The sequence below is a fragment of the Denitratisoma sp. DHT3 genome, from assembly GCF_007833355.1.
GTDB lineage: Bacteria > Pseudomonadota > Gammaproteobacteria > Burkholderiales > Rhodocyclaceae > Denitratisoma.
This window is the reverse complement of the sequence record NZ_CP020914.1, coordinates 2,294,443-2,315,485: the sequence shown is the minus strand read 5'-3', so window position 1 is coordinate 2,315,485 and position 21,043 is coordinate 2,294,443. Positions and strand designations below refer to the sequence as shown.

Sequence of the window (21,043 nt, the reverse complement as noted above, 5' to 3'; positions counted from 1 at the left end):
CCGACAGCTGTCTTGATCTGATGCGTAAAGGCGAACATTGCCCAAGCGTCACTCTTGCAGGTCGTGGCGCGCCCGCTGCCGCAGGTAATGGCGGATGGCGTCCAGGTCGTCGGCGCCGAGGTCGGCGAAGGGCGGCATGCCCCGCTGGGCCAGGGCGCCCTGGCGCACCACGCTGTCGAAGACCTCGACGGCAAGCGGAATCGGCGAGGCGCGCAGATCCGGCGCATAGCCGCCGGCGATGGCGTCCATGCCGTGGCAGGTCAGGCAATTCAGGGCGTACGCGATGAAGCCCCGTTTCGCCTTGGCGGCATCCACCACGAAGGCGGGATCGTCGATGGGCGTTGGATGGGTATGGTGCGGCGGCCGGGGCAACGCGCCCTTGCCGTCGAGGACGAAGGTCAGCAGGCGCCGCGGCTGCTCTCGTCCGACCCAGCCCATGGCCGCCGAGCGTTTGCCGTAGACGGTGCTTCCGCCCATCCAGCCGGCGAGGATGGACACGTATTGGCGGCCGCCGACCGTGTAGGTGATCGGGGGCGAGAGGGTGCCCACGCCGAGGTCGCCTGCCCAGAGCCGCGTGCCGCGCTCGGCGTCATAGGCGTTGAGCTTGCCGCCGGCGTCGGCCTGGAAGACAAGACCGCCGGCGGTGGTGAGCACGCCGCCCGAGTATTCGCCCGGAGTGGGGACGCGCCAGGCCTGTTGTTGCGTGAGCGGATTCCAGGCCAGGAGCGCCGAACTCGGTTCCATCAGGGGGCCGTCGGTGGGCGCGGCGCCGGGGGCCAGCCCCGTACTGAAAATCATGCCCGGCGGGTGCTTCCAGTGCTTGGTGTCCACGCCCTGATCGCTGTAGAAGTCCTCCGATTCCCGTACCGGAATGTAGGCCAGGCCGGTGCGCGGATTGAAGGCCATCGGATGCCAGCTGTGGGCGCCCTGGTTGGCGGGGGAGACGCGGGCGCCGCCGTTGGGGTAGCGGGCCGCGGGGTTCTCCACCGGCCGCCCGGTGGATAGGTCGATCCGCTCGGCCCAGGTGACCTTGACGATCTTCTCGGCCGAGATCGGCTTGCCGGTCGCACGGTCGATCACGTAGAAGAAGCCGTTCTTCGGCGCGTGCAGCAGCACCTTCCTCGGCTGGCCGTCGATGGGCAGCGTGGCCAGCACCATGTCCATCGCCGAGTTGTAGTCCCAGGTCTCGCCGGGATTGGTCTGGTAGTGCCAGGCGTATTCGCCGGTGTCGGCGTCGAGCGCCACGATGGAGCAGAGGAAGAGATTGTCGCCGCCGCCGGGGCTGCGGATCTTCTGGTTCCAGGGAGCGCCGTTGCCGGTGCCCAGGTAGATGCGGTTGAATTCCGGGTCGTAGGTCATGGCGTTCCAGACGGTGCCGCCGCCGCCGTGCTTCCACCACTCGCCGGTCCAGGTCTTGGCGGCCATTTCCATGGCCTTGTTCTCGAAGCCGTCGGCCGGGTTGCCGGGCACGGTGTGGAAGCGCCAGCGCTGCTTGCCGGTCTCGGCGTCGTAGGCGGTGACGTAGCCGCGCACCGGGCCGTAGTCGGCGCCGCCGTGGCCGATCACCACTAGGCCGTTGAAGACCTTGGGCGCGCCGGTGATGTAGCGGTTGTCGTCCTTGGCGATGGTCATCACGCTCCAGACGAGCTTGCCGGTCCTGGCATCGACGGCGATCAGGCGTCCGTCCTGGGTGCCGGCATAGACCCGGCCCTTCCAGAAGGCCAGGCCGCGGCTGCCCCAGGCCGTCTTCAGCTTCTGGCCGCCGACCTTGGTGACCTCGGGATCGTAGCGCCAGAGCAGCTTGCCGCTCCGCGCATCCACCGCATGGACGATGCTGTAGCCGGCGGCGAAATAGATGACGCCATCCACTTCCAGGGGCACGGTGGTGACGTTGGGCACGTCGTCCAACTCCAGGCTCCAGGCCAGGCCCAGGCGCTTGACGTTGCCGGCGTTGACTTGCCGCAGGGGGCTGAAACGCTGCTCGTCGAAGGTGCGGCCGTAGCCGGCCCAGTGGGCGCCGCTGGGTTCGCGGGTGAGCAGGGCGTTGTCGACGACGCTGGCGGCGAGGGCGCAGGTGCTGGCGAACGTCGCCAGCAGCCATGGCAGGATTCTGGAGGACTTGGAAGCGATCATTGCATCGGCTGTTTCGAGGAAGGGGAACGACAAAGGGGATTGCGTTCAGCGCAGGAAACGGAAAGCGGGGTCCGACGCGTCCCGGCGCGATTCGGCGGATTTCTGGGGGGCGGGCAGGGGAATCTCCGACTGGGTGTCGATGACGTGCTCCCGTTCGACGATGCGCCAGCGGCCGTCCTGTTTCGCCCAGCGGTCCAGGTAGCGGCCGCGACACTGGATCTCCGCGCCGCCCGACGGCCGCCGCTGCTGCAACACCACCGTGACGTAGGCTTCGCTGATGGCGCTGTCGCCATCCAGTTCGATCAGGACGTTGGTGATCTGGTGGGAGTGGGACTCCATGGCGCGGTGAGACTCCCAGACCCAGTCGATGAAGCCGTGCCCCGTGCCTTCGTAGATGCCGTAATATAGGGCGCTGGAATCGGCGGCGAAAACGTCGTAGGCCATCGCCTTGTCCATGCGGTCGAGGCTGTGGCAGTAGCGCGAGAGCGCGTCACGGATGGCGGACTTTTCCAGCAGCGCATCGATAGGCGGTCGGTTCATGGTGGGGCCTCCAGGGCCGGACGGTGCGCCGCTTCCCGTGGGAAGGGACTGGGGGATGGGTTCCATCTTGTTCCACAGAGGCCCGGCCAGCAGGCGGAACAGGGCCTCGTCCGCGTAGATGCGCTCGCCGGCCAGGGCGTTCTCGCCGAATACCAGCACGCCGAGGATGCGGTAGTCGCGCGCCTGGCCGTCGTCGCCTTCCAGCGTGACGGTGTATTCCTGATAGAGGCCGTCGGCGCCGACCGCCTCGCCGTGGAATTCGACATTGCGGATGCGCGGCTTGAAGTGGCTGACGAAGTGTTCGTAGAAACGCCGCGTATTGTCCATGCCTGTGAATTTGCGGCCCGCCGGATAGAAATGGTAGGCCGGCTCCGCCTCCAGCGTGGCCAGGGTGCCTTCCACGTCGGCGTCGCTCTCGGCCTGGGCGTGGCGATGGGCAAGGGCGATGAATTCTTCCTGGGTCAGGGGCATGACGGATTCCTCCGCGTGATGGAATGAAACGATTAGGCGCCGGCCGCCGCCGCGATCTCGGTCAGCCGGGGGTTGGTGCGCAGGGTCTGGCCGCCGCTGACCTGGATGTTCTGTCCGGTGACGAAGGCGGACTGGTCGCTCGCCAGCCAGACCGCGGCATTGACCACGTCCTCGGCGACTCCAGGGCGACCGAGGGGGATGTACTTGTTGTAGAGCGCTGCCACCGGCGGGAAGTGCAGTCCGCCGCCGGACATCGGCGTGTCGGCGATGCCGCCCGGCGACAGCGAGTTGGCGCGGATGCCCTGGTGGCCGAACTCGTGCGCGATGCAGCGGATCACGTGGTCGATGCCGGCCTTGGTGCCCATGTAGGCGGCATGATGGTCGAACATGATGGTGGCGGTGACCGAGGAAATCTGGATGATCGAGCCGCCCTGGGTCATCGCCTTGACCAGCGCCTGGAAGAAGCGGAAGGGGCCGATGAACTGGATCTGGGCCATCTGCTCCAGATCCTCCCGGCTGTGTTCGGTGAACGGCTTGAGCAGGCCCCAGCCGGTGGCGTTGAGCCCCACGTCGAGGCGACCGAAGCGCTCCAGCGCGGTGGCCACCAGGCGCTCCACCTCCGCGTCCTTGGTGATGTCGCAGGGCACGGCGAGGGCGCCGATCTCCGCCGCCACCTCGGCCAGCGGCTCCGCGCGGCGACCGCCCACAATGACGCGAGCGCCTTCGGCGACGAAGCGGCGGGCGATGGCGTGGCCCAGGTTATTCGGTGCGACGCCCAGCACCACGGCGACCTTGTCTGGTAATTGCATTGCGTTCGTCATGAATGTCGAGCCTCGGGGAGTGCGGTGGGCGGGCGGGTGAACTCAGCCCAGCAGCCGGTAGGGATTGCTGCCGTCCCAGACGGCGGCTTCCGCCGCGCAGCGCTCGTAGTCGGCGACGAAGGCGGGATCGGCCTGCATCAGCTCCACCACCAGGCCCGCGAGGGCGGGGGAGTCCAGGTAGTAGTAGCGGGAATAGGCATTGCTCAGCATGCCGCGTTCCGTCAGGCCGGCCGCCTTGCCTTGAGCCACGGCCGCGTCCAGGTCCGGCACCATGTAGGCCACCTGGTGCAGCATCTGGGCGTGGGGCGTGTCGTAGAAGGCGCGGTAGGGGGAGATGGCGTCGTTCTTCTGCTGGATCAGTTCGATCTGCACGCCGTTCTGATAGGACAGCGCCACGTCGATCACGATATCGGCGTCCACGCCCTCGAAACGGGACTTCAGGGGCACGTTGCGGTAGCCCCACCAGGGGCCGATGCCGAGTTGCTCGACCCAGCATTTCATCGCCGCGTCGATGTCGCGAACGACGAAGCCCCATTGTTTGACGGGGCCGAAGAGTTGCGTGTGCATGGACGATCCTCCTGTTATGAGTTCGATAGAGCCGGCAGCACCTGGGTCTCGAGCAGGCGCAGGGTCTCCCGGCCGATTTCGGGGTCGAGGCCCGCCAGCAGCGGGTGGATGTACATCTGGCCGGTGGGGCCCAGGCGTTGCGCCAGATCGATGCATTGCGCCGGCGTCAGCACCTGGTAGAGGCCGGAGGCGCGCAAGGCGTCGGCGCCGTCGAACGGGGTGTAGGGGCCGGGGATGTTGCCTTCCCGGTACCAACGGGCGTAGCAGTTGGTCTCGTGCAGCGCGTGGGGCGCGATGCGCCGCCAGGCGGCTTCCGGGTCCTCGCTGACGAAGATCGCCAGGGGGCCGAACACCGGCTCCGGCGCCACCGGCTTGCCCAGTTGCCGGCAGGCGGCCGCATAGATGTCGTAGAGTCCGGCGATGCCCGGCACGAAGCCGTCGCCCCGCTCGGCGGCGCGCCTGGCCGCCAGGGGCGTGGCGCCGCCCAGCAGCAGCGGCGGTCCGCCGGCCTGCCAGGGGCGCGGCGTGACCCGCACCGTTCGGCCTTGGTAGGCGAAAGGCTCGCCGCGCCAGGCCTGGCGCAGCACGGCAATGCCGTCCTCGAGCAGTTGGCCGCGCTCCGCGTGGGCACGCCCGAACATCGCGAACTCGCTGGGCAGGAAGCCGGCGACCAGCACCAGTTCCAGGCGGCCCTGGGCGATGTGGTCGAGCACCGCCGCGTCCTCGGCCAACCGCAGCGGATCGTGCAGCGGCAGGATGATGGCCGAGATGCGCAGCCGCAGCCGTTCGGTGCGCGCCGCCACGGCGCCCCCATAGACCAGGGGCGAGGGCAGATAGCCGTCCTCGGCGCCGTGGTGCTCCGACAGCATGCAATGGTCGAAGCCGAGCGCATCGGCCATGGCCGCCATCTCCAGGCCGGCGCGGTAGAGCGCCGGATTCTCGCCGGCGAAGGCCGGCGAACGCAGGTCCAGGCGCAAAATCCATTGAGCCATGATCGTCAGTGTGGAAACAGAGCTTTTCCGCCGGGGCGCCCCAAGGAAAAGCGGCACGCGGCGCTAGCCGCAAACGGAAGACTGCGGCTACGAAGTTTCCCCAAACATCCGAGCGGAGCGAGCAGATGAGAACCCCCCGCGAGGGGGGCGAAGGGGGGCGAGCATTGCTTCAGCATCAGGCAGCGACCGTGCCGCCGTCCACCGAGAGGACGGCGCCATTGACGAAGCGCGCCTCGTCCGAGGCGGCGAAGCAGATCATGTTGGCGATGTCCTCGGGCTGGGCCATGTCCGGCAGCAGTTGCATGTGGCCGATCAGGTCCATCTCGGCGCCCTCGGGGACGGCGAAGGTCTGCAGGAAGGGGGTCGCGGTGCCGCCGGGGCAGACGGCGTTGATGCGCAGGCCCTTGCGTCCGAACTCCACCGCCATGGACTTGGTGAGGCCGACGACGGCGTGCTTGGAAGCGGTATAGGCCGGCATGTAGGCCTGCCCCTGCAGGCCGGCGGTGGAGGCGACGTTGACGATGTTGCCGCGCCGCGCCAGCAGATGGGGCAGCGCCGCCTGGCTGAGATGGAAGGGGCCGTTGACGTTCACCGCGAAGGCCGCGTTCCAGCTCTCCACGGTTTCCTCGGTGAAGGCCCGGAGTCCGCCCCGGCCGGCAATGTTGCAGAGCACGTCGAGGCCGCCGAAGCGGGCCACCGCCTGATCGACCAGGGCGCGGCATTGGGCCGGATCGCCGATGTCGGCCGCCGCCGCCTGGGCCTGGCCGCCGGCGGCGCGGATGGCCGCGGCCGTGGCTTCGGCGCCTTCCGCGTTGATATCGGCGCAGAACACGCTGGCGCCCTCACGGCCCATGCGCAGCGCTGTGGCTCGGGCCATGCCGGAGGCCGCGCCGGTGATCAGGGCCACCTTGTTGTTGAAACGCTGGTTCATTTTGTTTTCTCCTCCACCGCTAACGTAAAAAAATCAGCTTTTCCGCCGGGCGGCCCCAAGGAAAAGCGGCCCGCGCCGGAGGCGCAAACGGTAAACCCGCGCTACGGAGTCCCCCGTAACATCGAGCGCAGCGAGCCATATCGAACCCCCCGGAGGGGGGCGAAGGGGGGGCATCATCAATAGTCCCAGGGGGCGACCATCACCTTGCAGTCCGGTGTGGCGCCGCGCAGGGTCTCGAATTTCTCCGGCAGGGCAGCGAGGCCCACGGTGCCGGTGATCATGGCCTTGGGACGGTGGTCGCCGCCGGCCATCACGTCCGCCGTGTATTGGAAGTCCTGCTTGTCGTAGCACATGGAGAACAGCAGCCGCAGTTCCTTGGTCAGCGCGGCCACCGGCACGAAACTGTCGGGCTCGCCGCAGAAGCCCAGGGACACCACGGTGCCCAGGGGCTTCACGTAGTCGATGGCCTGGGCGATGGCGCCGGGCAGGCCCACCGCTTCGAACACCACGTCGGGTGCGCCGCCCAGGGCTTCCTGGATCGCGGCGTTGGCGTCGGCCACTTCCTTCTGGGCGATGAAATGGCTGGCGCCCAGGGCCAGGGCGGTGTCGCGGCGGCGGCTGGATGCCGCCATCACCGCGACCTTGCCGGCGCCCAGGCGCTGGGCCCAGAAGGCGGTGGCGAGACCGATGGGGCCGGCGCCGGTGATCAGCACGCGGGCGCCGATCGGCAGCGTCGCCTTGCGCACGCCCTGCAGGCCGACCGCCAGGGGTTCGATCAGGGCGCCTTCCTCGTCGCTGACGCCGGCTGGCAGCACCACGCAGTCGCGGGCGCCGACGCGGGAATATTCGGAAAAGCCGTGCACGATGTCGAAGCGGGTCTGGGGGCAATGATGAGGGCGGCCGGCGAAGCAGGCCGGGCATTTTCCGCAGCCGACGTAGGGCATCGGGGCGACACGGTCGCCGAGCTTGATCTGGTCCACCCCGGCGCCCACCGCCACCACCTCGCCGCAGAACTCGTGGCCGATGATGCTGTCCAGGGGCAGTTGCAGGCCGTGGCCGGAAGTCAGGTGAATATCGCTGCCGCAGATGCCGGCGCGGCTCACCTTGATCAGCACTTCGCCGGCTTCCGGCAGCGGGTCGGGGCGGTTTTCGATGACCAGGGCCGGGCCGTTGCCGGCGCCCTTGAATACGGCTGCTTTCATAAGACTGTCCTCCTTCTAGGCGTTCCGGTTCAGCGCTCGAACAGATCGTGGCGCGCGATGTAATCGGCGAAGCGTGCGTGGATGCCGGCCTCGGAAAGACCGAACTGTTCCGCGTTGTATTCGTGGCGGCCGTGCTTGTGTTGGGGATTGCCGGCGATCCACTGGCGCATCCGCTGTGCGGCGTTCTCGCTCAAGGGCAGGCCGAAGTGCCGGTAGATGGCCTCGACCACGGCCATCGGATCGCGTCGGAAATCGGCGAAGCGCACGTCGAAAAAACGCTCGGGATGCGCCTGTCGCACCTTTTCCGCGCGTTCGGCGGACCAGGCCCAGAGCTCCAGTTCGCGTGGGCCGAGCAGCGTCGGGTCGGTCTGCCGCGCCTGGAAGAAGTTGCGCGCCGGCCAGATCAGGGCGCAGACGGAGGGGATGCACTTGGCCGGGTCGCGGTGGGTCTGGATGATGCATGCGTCGGGGAACACCGCCAGCAGCGCGTCGAGATGGGTGATGTGGCCCGGGTTCTTCAACAGCCAGCGCTGCTGCGGCGCATCGGCACCGATCAGACGCAGGTTGTCGGCGTAGCGTCGGTAGCTCGGCGTCTCATCCTGCCCGCGCCACCAGCGGTCGTAATGGGGCAGGCCCAGGCCGGTGGACGGATAGTGGCTGACGAAGCTCTGCGCCAGGAGGTTCAGGCATTCGTCCACCTCGTCGGCATTCACCTCGTGGGCGACGCGCAGGGCCGGCACCGCCTGCAGGAAAGCCTCCTGGTTGGCGACGGCGGTGCGGAACAGCGGATTGTCGTCCCAGGTCGCGCGCGGCGGGCGCGGCAGCGGCGTGCCGATCAGCCACTGCTCCAGGCCCTGGAACTGGGGGTCCATCGACAGCAGCTTGTGCAGCGCGGTGGTGCCGGTGCGGGGAATGCCGGTGACCACCAGGGGCGCGTGGATCGCCGTCTTCAGGCAGTCGGGCCTTTGCTTCCAGCCGGCCTCGGAATAGGCGCGGCTGATCAGCAGGCTGAGGATCTGCGACGACATCTGCTGGAGATTGCCGGCGTGGATCGGCACGTCGGCGCGGATCGCTTCCACCAGCGCGGTCAGGCCCGGTTCGAAGCCACTGCCGAAGTCCGCGGCAACGCCACTTGCGCGGCAGGCGGCCGCCGCCTGCGCCAGCAGTTGATCGACACTCGGGAAAACGGTTTGCGTCATGCCCGGCTCCTCACCAGCGGCGGCGCAACTGGGCGCCGATGCGGCGGGCGCGCAGCTGTTCCGCGCGCTCTTCCGTGTTCACTCGCGGCGTGTCCGCCGGCAGGTGCCGGCGCAGTTCGGCGAAGGGTACCGTCTTCAGGGTCGGGATCGGCAACGCGTCGGCCTGATACCAGCGGCCGATGATCATGCCCTGCAGGGTGCCCACCGGGTCCAGCCAGTTGGGCACGCCCGGATCTTCCAGACTGATCACGGCGCGGAACTTCCCGTCGCTGTCGAGCCGGGCCTGGTGACCGTTCAAACTGCTCTGGCGCTGCACGAATTCCACCGCGTTCCACAGTTCGTCGTTCAACTGCACGTTCCAGTAGCTGTGACGGGCCGGCAGCTCGGTTTCCAGGATCAGCGCCTCGTCCGGCGCGAAGCGGAAGATGCCCTGCCAGTAGGACTGGGCCGGCACCGCACCGCCGAAGTCGGCCAGCTCGATCTTGTTGATGACGCCCCGTTGCAGCACGGCGTTCTGGTAGTTGAGCCACATCTTCGACAGTCGCTGGGTGAAGCCCGAGAGCAGCTCCCGCATCTGGCGGTCGATGGTTTCCAGTGAGGGGCGCGGCTTCAGGGCCGGCGCACCGAGGCGCTCGATCGCCAGGCTCGCCTCCCGCTCCACGCCCCAGGCGTAGGAGCGCTGGCGCGACATGATGAATTCCGCATCCGGGTGCAGGGGCCACCAGTTGCCCTGGTGGCCGGCGGGGCGCTCGGCGCTGAGGATCACTTCCAGCTCGCCGTTGGGGCCGAGCGCCAGATCGTCGGCGTCGAAGTAGCCGAAGTTCCTGCCCGGCGCGTCGGCCATGCCCATCATGTTGGCACCGGTGGAGAAGGTCAGCAGCTTCACCGTGCCGCGGTTGCCGACGATGCGGTAAACGCCGTCGCCGCGCACCGGCGCCAGCTGGTAGGTGTCGTCGGGATTGGGCTGCAGCAGATAGACCGAGTTGAGGAAGGGCGCCCAGTCCGGATGGTCGGCATCGGCCTGGAAATACAGGAAATAGCCCTGGGAAAGATTCATCAGCAACTGCCGGTAGAGCTCCGCCCGCAGTTGCTGGTTGTGCGGTTCGAAAGTCAGGTCGATCAGCTTTTCCGCCGGTTTCAGCAGATCGACGTAGTCGGACCAGGGCAGCAGTGGTGAACTCATGACGGGCCGACGCTTCTCACGATGGATGACGACGGCCAGTCTAAGGGAGAAACATTCCGGCACGGGAAACGGCTCGGCGGTGATTGCGAAAGCACACATGGCGTTACCGGGCGGGTACAGCGGATGTATCCGCGAGGGTGCGCCCGGCGTTATTTGCTGCGCTGCGGCGCCAGGAAGGAGGGCTCGCGCACCTCGGAGAGATCCACCGGCTGATCGGCGAACAGCACACCATGCCACTGGCACTGGTCGGCGGGCAGCCGCCGGTCCTCCTGGGCCAGCGCATGGACGGTCCGGCTCCATTCCTCGAACAGGCCTTCCAGGCGGCTGCGTGATTTGGCGGACAACTTCACCAGGCGGTAGCGCCAGAGCACCTCGGGATCGGCGAAGTCCTTGGTGAAATGCTTTTTCAGGTGCAGGTTGAAGCTGCGCTTGAGCCGCGGATTGCGCGACCAGGGGATATGCCGGGCGCCACGCAGACGCACCCGGTTGTCGGGCAGCAGATCGATGAAGCCCAGGCGATCCAGGTAACCCAGCGTCGCCACCAGCACCGGCTCCGGGAGGCCGAACTCGGCCTGGATCTCCTGCGGCGCCCAGCCGGACTGGAGCAGATGCAGCAGCACCGCCAGGCTGAAGTGCTCGGCCAGCGCGCTTTCCTGGGCCTCGGAGAGATTCGCCTCGCGCGGCGCGGCGTGCTGGACGGCCAGTTCCGAGAGCTCGGTCAGGCTGATCCCGGCCAGCCGGCACAATTGTTCGAGTACGCCCAACCCCAGGCCTTTGCCGGACAGATAGCGCTTCACCGTCATCTGGCTGATGTCCAGGGCGGCGGCGATGTCGGCGTAGCGCAGGCCCTGGTTGCGGAAGACATCCTTCAGGGCGCTGAGCAGCAGGGGAATCTCGCTGTTGGACTGGGGCGTGGTCATGGACGAGGCGTCGGTGGTCGAAGCGTGAAAGGGGGATGCCGTCGCCGGAGGTTGCGCGGGCGCCGGCGACCGTCAATCCTAACGCCCATGGCGCCAGACTCCAACCTCCAACCATGGCCCCGGCTTCGGGCAGAATGGCGCAAAACCGAACCCAGGAATACCTCATGCTTTCCGACATCCAGGCAGGACGCCTGCCCAGCGCTGCTTTCCCCCGCCGCCGCCGATGGCCACCGGGAGCACATCCAGTCGCTGCAGCGGTCCGCCCGCTACCAGGTGTTCGATATGGAGATCCAGGTCGCGCCGGGGCTCTACCATCCGCATGAGGCATCCAGCAGCGCGTTCATCCTGCGCACGCTGCTGCGGGAAGGGCGGCCCCTGGGCGAATTGCTGGAGCTGGGCTGCGGCAGCGGCGTGCTCGGCCTGGCCCTGTTGAAGCAGGGGCTGGCCGAGTGCGCGACGATGCTGGACATCGACGCCGTCGCCGTCGCCGTCGCGGCGGGCAATGCCCTGGCCGCCGGGCTCGCGGACCGCGCCCGCATCCGCCGGTCGGACCTGTTCGCCGCGGCCGAGGGCGAGACCTTCGACAGCGTGCTGTTCAACCTGCCGCTGCAGCACAGGGCCCAGGCCGGCTCCAACCACCCCGCGCTGGACGACGCCGACGGCGATCTGGCGCGCCGCTTCTTCCAGGAGGTCGATCGGTATCTCAAGCCGGGCGGCGCCATCTATTTCTCGTATTCGAACCTCTCCGATCCCGCGCTGCTGGCGGATTTCGGCCGGCAGCGCAAGGTCGGGCTGGCCGCCGCCGAATGGGTGGCCGCTTCCGGTGTCTGGTTGCTGGTCTATCGCGCCGAGGCGGCTCCGCCCGCTGGCGCGGACAATTGAACTTTCGGAACGATCTCAGCCGTGCGCCGTGGTCGGCCTCATGTGCGCGGACACGTCATGGAGGACCTGGCATCGCCATTGAATACCAGGTCGATCTGGGGCTTGCCGCCGCTCTTGAGGGAAAACCGGCCGTGGGCGTTGGCCATCGGGCCGGTGAACCCCAGCGTTCCATTCCCGGACAGACTGTAGCTTCCCGACTTGCCGCCGACCGCATACCGATTTCCCGGTTCGATGACGATGTCGGTGTAGGCGTAATTCAACTGGCCGCTGTCGAAGGTATAGCAGGCGTATTTGCCTGGCGGCACTGTGTCGGTGGAGAAACCGGCTGACTCTGGCATGCTCTTGGCCGGTGCAGTCGCACTCTGGGTCGCCGGCCGCATCCGGTCCGCGCCGACCCATTCATCCCAGTTCGAACCGAAGCCATCGTAGGAGACCAGGCAGGTCCCCGTCTTGTCCGGTCCCCGGAGCACCTTCGCCGGATACCACGTCCCGGCATACCGCACGCTGACAGCCTTGCCCGGCTGGCAGCCGGCGGCCGAGGCGTCGCTCGCCCGCGGGAGTTTCGCCGCGTCCTGGGCCGTGGCCGTGAGCGATGAGGCCAGGCCCAGCGCGGCCATGAGAATGGTTTTTTTCATGACGTTACGGGTGGATGTTCGAATGTGTCCGTTACTCTACCTTTTATCGCCCACGAGTCGGTGATGCCGTACTGCGCACCACGGCTCACCGTTCCCCGTCTCGACGATTGAGGCGCGGCCGATTCGAGTGCCTGACGCGCGCAAGTGCTTCAAAAGCAGGCAACCACTTGACACGCCGGTCAGGCCGGGGACGACGCGGGATGCCCCCCGTTTTGCCCACAGTTTTTGTGGATAAAACACGGCCGTCGCGAGGCGGCAAATCATCTTCTCGGGTGACACGCCCAGTCTGTATTAAATTAAACTGCGCGGAATATTTTGCGGCCGATTCCAACGATGACAGGAGGCAGCGGTGGGGGCGTTGGACTTTACCGATAAGGCCACGATCCTCGTGGTCGACGACACGCCGGACAATCTTTCCCTGATGTCCGGCCTGCTCAAGGATTTGTACCGGGTCAAGCTCGCCAACAGCGGCGAGAAGGCGCTCCGCATCGTCCAGGCCGCGCCGCCGCCCGACCTGATCCTGCTCGACATCATGATGCCTGGCCTGTCCGGTCACGAGGTGATCCGCGAACTCAAGGCCAACGCCTCGACGCGCGACATTCCGGCCATCTTCCTCACGGCGATGAGCGAGGTCGAGGACGAGAGGAAGGGGCTGGAGCTCGGCGCCGTCGATTACATCACCAAGCCGATTTCGCCGCCCATCGTACTGGCGCGCGTCGCCAACCACCTGCAGATCAAGGCCGCCGCCGATTTCCTGCGCGACAAGAGCGACTTTCTGGAAGCCGAGGTGGCCAAGCGCACCAAGGAAATCTCCGCGATCCAGGACGTCACCATCCTCGCCATGGCCTCGCTGGCCGAAACGCGCGACAACGAAACCGGCAATCACATCCGCCGCACGCAGTTCTACGTCAAGGCGCTGGCCGAGAAGCTCAGGACGCATCCGCGCTTCGGCTACTTCCTGTCGGGCGACGCCATCGACACGCTGTTCAAGTCGGCGCCGTTGCACGACATCGGCAAGGTCGGCATCCCGGACCGCATCCTGCTGAAACCGGGCCGCTTCACGCCGGATGAATTCGAGATCATGAAGACCCACACCACGCTCGGGCGCGATGCCATCATTCACGCCGAAAAGCAGCTCGGCACGCAGGTCGACTTTCTCCGGATCGCCAAGGAGATCGCCTATTGCCATCAGGAGAAATGGGACGGCAGCGGCTACCCGGAGGGCATCGGCGGCGACGACATCCCGATATCCGCCCGTCTGATGGCCGTGGCCGACGTCTATGACGCGCTGATCAGCCGGCGCGTCTACAAGGATGGCGTGCCGCACGAACAGGCGGTGCGGATCATGACCGAAGGCAGGGGCAGCCATTTCGACCCGGACATCCTCGACGCCTTCCTCGACCTGCGGGACGAGTTCCAGGCCATTGCGGCGCGCTTCGCCGACAGCGACGCGGACATCGCGCAGGAGGCGGCCATGCTGCAGACCCGGACCGGATAACGAAATTCACGAAAGGCATGATCATGCGGACGACATTTTTCCGGACGCTGCTGCTCCTGTGCGGCATCGTGAGTGGCCAGGCTTTCTCGGCCGAACTGAAGATCGTGTTCAGCAAATACACCCCTCCCTACGTCTTCGAGGACGGCACCGGCATCGTCGTCGATATCGTCCGCACCGCCCTGGAGGCGGGCGGACACACGGTCAAGCCGGTTTACGTGCCGATCGACCGCGGCTTCAAGATGTTCGTCGAGCGGCAGGTCGATGGCACCACCATCATCCAGGAAAGCTCGGGCCTGAAGGCCGAGTACTCCGACGATTTCATGCAGTACCACAACCGGGCGTTCGCATTGAAGTCCCGCAACCTCGTCATTCGCGGCGTGGCCGATCTCGGCGACAAGTCCGTCGTCGCCTTCCAGAACGCCGACAAATATCTGGGCGGGGATTTCGCGCGCGCGGTCGAGAAGAACCGTCGATACAAGGAAATGGCGCAGCAGGAAGCGCAGGCGCAGATGCTGCTGCTGGGCAGGATCGAGGTCGCGGTCATGGACGAGAGCATCTTCCGCTACTACAGGCAGAAGCTCATCGCCGAGCGCAAGGTCGAGCCGGCGCAGGAGGTCGTCGACTACGACATCTTTCCACCGACGCCCTACAAGGCGGCGTTCATCGACAGGAAGGTGCGCGACGATTTCAACCAGGCGGTCGCGGCCATGCGCAAGGATGGAAGGTACGACGCCATCTACCGCAAGTACACCGAGCAATACTTCGCCGTCAGAAAATGAGGGAAAGTGCATGATCCAGTCATTGCGCGTCCGGCTGTCGCTGCTGCTCATCGTCGCGGCGTCCGCGACCCTGGCGGGTTTCGGTTTCTACGGCCATTCGCAGCTCGTCGACGAACTGAACGAGAGCTTCCGCGCGATGCAGGCGGGAGCCTTGAACCGGATCGCGCGGAGCGCGGCCACTCCATTGTGGGAGGTCAATGCCGAGGCGATGGCCAACATCCTGCGCGCGCAGTTGGAGATTCCCGACATCGCCGCGCTGGCCGTGCAGGACATGGACGATACGATGGTCGCCGCCTTCGTGCGCGATGCCTCGGGGAGCGTCGTGGCCGCCAAGGAAGTCGACTGGAAGAGTCCGCAGACGCTCGAAAAAGACATCTTCCGCCCCGACCAGCCCAATGAGCGCGTCGGACGCTTGATCATCCGTTTCACGCGTGACCAGCTCGACGCGACGATCCGGAGAAACGCCTACCAGCTGGTACTGCAAATTCTGGCCGTCGACATCGTCCTGATCCTGCTGCTGCTGGCCAGCCTGCGGATCGTCTTCCGGCCCCTGGCGGAATTGCGCGCGGCGCTGATGCAGCTCGCCGGCCAGGAAGTTGGTGCGCAGGCCACGATCACCGAGTTGCCGGAGGGCCGCGATCAGGAGATCGCGAGCGTCATCCGCGGTTTCAATCTCGCGCTGCGGCGGATTCGCGAAGCGGCGCAACGGCAGGAAACGGTCCTCGGCGGCAAGGCGAAGGCCGGGGAATTGTCGCAGCGATTGCAGAATGCCGACGATTACGCGGAATTCGGCGCGCAGTTGCTTGACTGCCTCGCGACCTGGCTGGGCGCCGAAATCGGTGCATTCTTCGTGCGCGACGAGGCCGGCGGCGTGTTTCGCTGCCATGCCGGTCATGGCGTCGACCACGCCGCCTGCAGGCCCTTCGGGCCGGGCGAAGGGCTGGCCGGCGAGGCCGCCGCCAGCGCCCGGATCGTGATGTGCCGCGATCTGCCGGACGACGCGCTGCGCATCCAGTCCGGCCTGGTGTCGATCAAGCCGCGCACGCTGGCCGTGGTGCCGGTCAGTGGCGCCGAAGGGGTCATCGCGGTCATCGAACTGGCCTATCTGCACGAACCCCGCTATCAGGAGGAGATCCTGGCCGACGCCATTCCGGTGATCGCCTTCAGCCTGGAACTGCTCATGAGCAAGCGGGCCACGCTCAAGGAGCTGCAGGAGCGTACCGCGCTCGAAGAGCGCACCCGCCTGATCCTCGAATCGGTCAACGACGGCATCGTGGGACTGGATACCGACGGCGTGGTGACCTTCGCCAACCCCGCCGCGCCGGCGATGCTCGGTTACGAATCGAACGAGTTCGTCGGCCAGCCGATGCATGCGCTGGTCCATCATCATTACCCCGATGGCCGTGATTTCCCGCACGAGGAATGCGCGATGTGCCTCACGGCGCTCGACGGCACGCCGCACACCGTGGACAGCGAGGTGCTCTGGCGCAAGGATGGAGGCTCGATTCCGGTCGAGTATTCGACCACGCCGGTGCATAAGGACGGCGCGCTGGTCGGCATGGTGATCGTCTATCGGGACATCACCGAGCGCAAACAGGCGGAACGGGCGCTGCGCCACATCAACTTCCTCAGCGACCAGGCGCTCGGGCTGACCAAGGCGGGTTATTGGCATGTGCCGCTGGACGGCTCGGGCTGGTACAACTCCTCAAAACGCGCGGTCGAAATCTTCGGCGACATCCCCAACGAGAATTATCGTTACCGGGTCAAGGAGGACTGGTTCGTCAACGTCGAGGCCGGCGATCCGGAATACGCCAAGGCCACCGGGCAGAATTTCCAGGACGCCATCGACGGCAAGATTCCGGCCTATGACTCGATCTATGCCTACAAGCGTCCCATCGACGGGAGCGTGGTCTGGATTCACGCTTTCGGAACCGTGACCAAGGACGCCGACGGGAAATCCGTGGACATGTATGGCGTGACCCAGGACATCACCGAGTACATGCATACCCAGCAGGAACTGGCTCAGGCCAAGGAGCAGGCCGAGGCGGCCACTCGGGCCAAGAGCGACTTCCTCGCCAACATGAGCCACGAGATCCGCACGCCGATGAACGCGATCATCGGCATGTCGCATCTGGCGCTGCAGACGCCGCTCGACAAGAAGCAGCGCAACTACATCGAGAAGGCCCACCGCGCCGCCGAGAATCTGCTCGGCATCATCAACGACATCCTCGACTTCTCGAAGATCGAGGCCGGCAAGATGTCGATGGAGAAGATCGACTTCCGGCTCGAGGATGTCTTCGACAACCTCGCCAACCTGGTCGGCCTGAAGACCGAGGACAAGGGCCTGGAACTGCTGTTCGACGCCGCGCAGGACGTGCCGACCGCGCTGGTCGGCGATCCGCTGCGGCTTGGCCAGGTGCTGATCAACCTCGGCAACAACGCGGTGAAGTTCACCGAGACGGGTGAGATCGTCGTCGGCGTCGAGAAGGCGGCGGAAGATGCGGGCGCGGTGGAACTGCACTTCTGGGTGCGCGACACCGGCATCGGCATGACGCCGGAGCAATGCGGCAAGGTGTTCCAGAGCTTCAGCCAGGCCGACAGTTCGACGACGCGGAAATACGGCGGTACCGGCCTCGGTCTGACGATCTCGAGGAATCTGGTCGAGATGATGGATGGCCGCATCTGGGTCGAGTCGGAATACGGCAAGGGAACCACCTTCCACTTCCAGGCGCGCTTCGGCTTGCAGGCCGAACCGATGCCGCGGCGCATGTTCCGCGCCGACGAACTGTTCGGTGTGCGTGTGCTGGTGGTGGACGACAATGCGGCGGCGCGCGAGATACTCGCCACCATGGTGAAGTCCTTTGGTCTCGAGGCCGATGTCGCCGGCGACGGCGGGCAGGCGCTCCACATGCTGGCCGCCGCCGAGCGCCAGGATCGGCCCTACGACGTGGTGCTGATGGACTGGAAGATGCCGATGATGGACGGCGTCGAAACGGTGCGGCGCCTGCAGGCCGATGCATCGCTGCGGACGCCGGCCGTGATCATGGTGACCGCCTATGGCCGGGAGGAGGCGATCGACGCCGCCGAGGCGAACAGCGTCGTACTCAAGTCGGTGCTGACCAAGCCGGTAACACCCTCGACGCTGCTCGAGGCCGTCGGCGAGGCGCTCGGCAAGGGCGTCGTCGCGGAGACCCGCGCCAGCGAAAAGGCGGACCACAATGCCGAGGCCATGGCGCGGCTGCGCGGTGCCCGCGTGTTGCTGGTGGAGGACAACGAGATGAACCAGGAGCTGGCGCTCGAACTGCTGCGCAACGCCGGCATGACGGTCGAGCTGGCGAGCAACGGTCGGGAGGCGCTCGATCTCCTGGCCCGCGACGCGGCCTTCGACGGTGTGCTGATGGACTGCCAGATGCCCGTGATGGATGGCTACGATGCGACCCGGGAAATCCGCAGGAACCCCATGTGGCGGCATATACCGGTGGTCGCGATGACCGCCAACGCGATGGCCAGCGACCGCGAGAAGGTGCTCGCCGCCGGCATGAACGACCACATCGCCAAGCCGGTCAACGTCAATGAAATGTTCGCCACCCTCGCCAGATGGGTCGTGCCGGAAAGCCCGGCGGAATCCGAAGCAAGCGCCAGCGCCGACGGGGCGGCGGCAATCCCCGAGCTGCCGGGCATCGACACGGCCGCCGGACTGGCGACGACGATGCAGAATCCGCGGCTCTACCTGAAGCTGCTGCAGAAATTCCGCGACAGCCAGGCGGATTTCGCCGAGCAGTTCGCCCAGACCCGCCGGGACGCCGACCCGCGGGCGGCAACGCGGGCGGCGCATACCTTGAAAGGCACGGCAGGCAACATCGGCGCCAAACGGTTGCAGGATGCGGCTGCGGAACTGGAGCTGGCCTGCAAGGGCGGCGCTCCGGCAGCGGAGATCGAGGCGCGGCTACAGGCCACCCTCGCGGCCCTTGCGCCGGTGATCGCGGGTTTGCGGAAAATCGGCATGAATCAGACGATAACGGCCGAAGTCCGCGCCACGGCCGATCCGGCGCGGGTGGCGGCACTGCTGGCGAAACTCGGTTCCCTGCTGGAGGACTGCGATTCGGAAGCCACCGACGTGCTGGAAACGCTCGTCCCGCTGGTGCACGGTACGCCGCTTGCTGAGCCCATCAAGAACGTCGCCCGTGCAATGGAGGCTTTCGACTTCGATGCGGCGCTGGCGGCCATGCCTGGATCGTCATGAGGACGGAACGATGGATTTCCCCTTCAAAACCGGTAGCGCGTGGCAGCGGCATCAACGGCTATCTCCCCACACCCGCCGACGACATGTCGGCGCGGGTCGCCTCATTCACTCGTGCTGTCGCAGAGCAGGCTTCATGACCGTGACGATCGGAGGCTCTATTTCGCGGCGGGCAGGTCGATGGTGACCAGCAAACCACCGTCGGGTCGGTTGGCGGCGGTAATCCTGCCGTGGTGTGTCAGTATGACGCGGCGTGCAATGGCCAGCCCGAGGCCGTAGCCAGAAGGCGTATGCGCACTGCCGCGGCAGAAGGGTTCAAACATGGCCTCGAGATCGCCCTCGGGCACGCCAGGGCCGCGATCCCCAACCGCAACAACCAGTCTTCCCCCGAGAGTGTGGGCGAAAACGTCGATATTGGAGCTGTGCGCCGTGTATTGCACGGCATTTCGCACGACGTTCTCCAGGGCGCGGTGAAGGAGTTCGCGGTTACCCCGAACAAAGAGCGGGTCGTCTGCATCCGTGGTGATGGAGCACGCTTTCGCGGCAGCTTCGAGACTGGCATCGTCAATGACGTCCGCCACGATTTCACCGAAATCGACCGATTCGTCAAGGCCATCGGTGGTGCCGGCATCCAGTCGTGCCAGCGTCAGCAACTCGCCGACCAGCGTATCAATGCGTCCGGTATCACGCTGTATCCTTTCGATGAATTCCTGAGCGCGTTCAGGTTGCTGCTGCAACAGATCGGCAGCGGCCTGCAAACGGGCCAGCGGCGATCGCAATTCGTGGGAGACATCATGCAGCAACCTGCGCTGGCTTTCGACCAGTTGTTGCAAGCGTTCTGCCATGCGGTCGAAGTCTTGCCCGAGGGCAACCAGCTCGTTCTGGCCACTTCCCATCCGCGTGCCGATCCGGGTATCCAGCTTGCCGTTGGCTTCGGCTTCAAAGGCTTCATGCAAGGTTCGGATCGGACGAGCGAAGTAGCCTGCCAGCCACCAGGCGAAGAGCAGGCTCACCACGCTGCCTACCGCAACCGGCATCAAGGGCGGAAGGATCGATCTTGGCGGCACCGGCGGCTGATGGGGAGGAGAGGCTTCCGGGCCACCAGGTGCCTCACGGAATTCATGGAGACGCGGCCGATCCTCATGGCGATGGGTCCAGATCAAGACGCCCACACCGAGCGCCGTGGCGAATTGCGCCAGCCACAGGATGATGAAGAACTTCCAGAACAAGCGGCTTGTTTTCATCATCATCATCATCTATCCCGAAAGCAGCTGGTAACCCTTGCGGATGATGGTCTGGATGCGCGACCGTCCGTCTTCCAGAGGCTGCATCTTGTTGCGGATGCTGTGGATGTGCACATCGATGCTGCGGTCGAACCGCGTCATCGGACGCCCCAGCGCCTGTAGGGAAAGTTCTTCTTTGCTGACGACCTTTCCGGCATTGCGGGCCAATACTTCCAGCACGCTGAATTCGGTACTGGTGAGTTCAAGTGGCCTGTCGTGGTCGGTCGCGAGCCGTTGCGCAGGGCAGATCGAGAAGCGGCCAAGGCTGATCGGCTGGTCTGCGTTGCTCTCGGTTTGAGAACGCATGCCGACCCGTTTCAGAATGGCGCGCAACCGGGCAGCCAGTTCGCGCGGGGAGCAGGGTTTCGGCACGTAGTCGTCGGCGCCGTGCTCAAGTCCGGCGACACGGTCGCCATCGTCGCCGCGAGCAGTCAGCATCAGGACGGGAATCGAACTGACCGCCCGAATCCTTGTCAGTGCCTGGAATCCATCGCATCCCGACATCATCACATCAAGAACAACAATGTCGTGCTTGCCCGACAAGGCCGCTTCCACACCTTGAATGCCATCGTATGCGCAGGTGACCGCAAACCCCTCACGATTGAGATAGTCGCGTATCAGGTCTACCAGCTCCCGATCATCATCGACCAGCAGGACATTCATCTGGGTGAATGGTGAGTCGTCGGGGTTCATGGTGACGGGATGTTATGGCACAAGACACCATGCCTGAGCCACTTTTACAGAGATTTACCCCAAGGGCTGGGAAA

General features: G+C 66.1%; 17 protein-coding genes. 4 read left to right on the top strand and 13 right to left on the bottom strand.

The window, feature by feature from the left end:
- Window positions 1–48: 48 nt before the first annotated feature.
- The 10 genes from B9N43_RS10620 to B9N43_RS10575 all read right to left on the bottom strand — a co-directional run bounded on the left by B9N43_RS10620 (window position 49) and on the right by B9N43_RS10575 (window position 10,959).
- The gene (locus B9N43_RS10620) at window positions 49–2,133 is read right to left on the bottom strand and encodes a PQQ-dependent dehydrogenase, methanol/ethanol family (RefSeq protein WP_186453781.1); all 2,085 of its coding nucleotides are present in this window, start codon (window positions 2,131–2,133) and stop codon (window positions 49–51) included.
- Between the two features lie 45 nt (window positions 2,134–2,178).
- Window positions 2,179–3,144, bottom strand: a complete 966-nt coding sequence (locus B9N43_RS10615; protein ID WP_145842176.1) for a nuclear transport factor 2 family protein — start codon at window positions 3,142–3,144, stop codon at window positions 2,179–2,181.
- Window positions 3,145–3,176: 32 nt separating this feature from the next.
- The gene (locus B9N43_RS10610) at window positions 3,177–3,965 is read right to left on the bottom strand and encodes an SDR family oxidoreductase (RefSeq protein WP_145842175.1); all 789 of its coding nucleotides are present in this window, start codon (window positions 3,963–3,965) and stop codon (window positions 3,177–3,179) included.
- A 42-nt stretch (window positions 3,966–4,007) separates the two neighbouring features.
- Window positions 4,008–4,532, bottom strand: a complete 525-nt coding sequence (locus B9N43_RS10605; protein WP_145842174.1) for a VOC family protein — start codon at window positions 4,530–4,532, stop codon at window positions 4,008–4,010.
- A gap of 14 nt (window positions 4,533–4,546) precedes the next feature.
- Window positions 4,547–5,524, bottom strand: a complete 978-nt coding sequence (locus B9N43_RS10600) for an LLM class flavin-dependent oxidoreductase (RefSeq protein ID WP_145842173.1) — start codon at window positions 5,522–5,524, stop codon at window positions 4,547–4,549.
- 175 nt (window positions 5,525–5,699) lie between these two features.
- Window positions 5,700–6,455, bottom strand: coding sequence for an SDR family NAD(P)-dependent oxidoreductase (locus B9N43_RS10595; protein WP_145842172.1), 756 nt, complete (start codon window positions 6,453–6,455; stop codon window positions 5,700–5,702).
- Window positions 6,456–6,631: 176 nt separating this feature from the next.
- The gene (locus B9N43_RS10590) at window positions 6,632–7,657 is read right to left on the bottom strand and encodes a zinc-dependent alcohol dehydrogenase (RefSeq protein WP_145842171.1); all 1,026 of its coding nucleotides are present in this window, start codon (window positions 7,655–7,657) and stop codon (window positions 6,632–6,634) included.
- A gap of 29 nt (window positions 7,658–7,686) precedes the next feature.
- The gene (locus tag B9N43_RS10585; RefSeq protein ID WP_145842170.1) at window positions 7,687–8,856 is read right to left on the bottom strand and encodes a sulfotransferase family protein; all 1,170 of its coding nucleotides are present in this window, start codon (window positions 8,854–8,856) and stop codon (window positions 7,687–7,689) included.
- Window positions 8,857–8,866: 10 nt separating this feature from the next.
- Window positions 8,867–10,039, bottom strand: coding sequence for a DUF1214 domain-containing protein (locus B9N43_RS10580; protein ID WP_145842169.1), 1,173 nt, complete (start codon window positions 10,037–10,039; stop codon window positions 8,867–8,869).
- Between the two features lie 149 nt (window positions 10,040–10,188).
- Window positions 10,189–10,959: a helix-turn-helix domain-containing protein gene (locus B9N43_RS10575; protein ID WP_145842168.1), complete on the bottom strand. Its 771-nt coding sequence runs from the start codon at window positions 10,957–10,959 to the stop codon at window positions 10,189–10,191.
- A 282-nt stretch (window positions 10,960–11,241) separates the two neighbouring features.
- Between B9N43_RS10575 and B9N43_RS10570 the strand changes: the two genes are divergently transcribed.
- On the top strand, window positions 11,242–11,841 hold the full coding sequence (locus tag B9N43_RS10570) for a methyltransferase (RefSeq protein WP_186453780.1): 600 nt from the start codon (window positions 11,242–11,244) through the stop codon (window positions 11,839–11,841).
- A 38-nt stretch (window positions 11,842–11,879) separates the two neighbouring features.
- On the opposite strand, the gene B9N43_RS10565 is transcribed toward B9N43_RS10570, so the two are convergent.
- Window positions 11,880–12,476, bottom strand: a complete 597-nt coding sequence (locus tag B9N43_RS10565) for a Tudor-knot domain-containing protein (protein WP_145842166.1) — start codon at window positions 12,474–12,476, stop codon at window positions 11,880–11,882.
- A 358-nt stretch (window positions 12,477–12,834) separates the two neighbouring features.
- Here B9N43_RS10565 and B9N43_RS10560 point away from each other — a divergent pair, with 358 nt between their 5' ends.
- From B9N43_RS10560 to B9N43_RS10550, 3 genes are read left to right on the top strand one after another with little or no spacing between them, the layout of a single operon-like run.
- Entirely contained in the window at window positions 12,835–13,974 is a 1,140-nt protein-coding gene (locus B9N43_RS10560; RefSeq protein ID WP_145842165.1) for a two-component system response regulator, read from the top strand.
- Window positions 13,975–13,997: 23 nt separating this feature from the next.
- Window positions 13,998–14,753 (top strand): substrate-binding periplasmic protein, encoded by a 756-nt coding sequence (locus B9N43_RS10555; protein WP_186453779.1) that lies wholly within the window; start codon window positions 13,998–14,000, stop codon window positions 14,751–14,753.
- Window positions 14,754–14,763: 10 nt separating this feature from the next.
- Complete coding sequence (locus B9N43_RS10550) at window positions 14,764–18,996, top strand: response regulator (protein ID WP_186453778.1); 4,233 nt, start codon at window positions 14,764–14,766, stop codon at window positions 18,994–18,996.
- A gap of 155 nt (window positions 18,997–19,151) precedes the next feature.
- On the opposite strand, the gene B9N43_RS10545 is transcribed toward B9N43_RS10550, so the two are convergent.
- Complete coding sequence (locus B9N43_RS10545) at window positions 19,152–20,249, bottom strand: sensor histidine kinase (RefSeq protein WP_261379307.1); 1,098 nt, start codon at window positions 20,247–20,249, stop codon at window positions 19,152–19,154.
- A complete protein-coding gene (locus B9N43_RS10540) occupies window positions 20,250–20,969 on the bottom strand; it encodes a response regulator transcription factor (protein WP_145842162.1) in 720 nt (239 codons plus the stop codon). It lies immediately after the preceding gene.
- Window positions 20,970–21,043 lie beyond the last annotated feature (74 nt).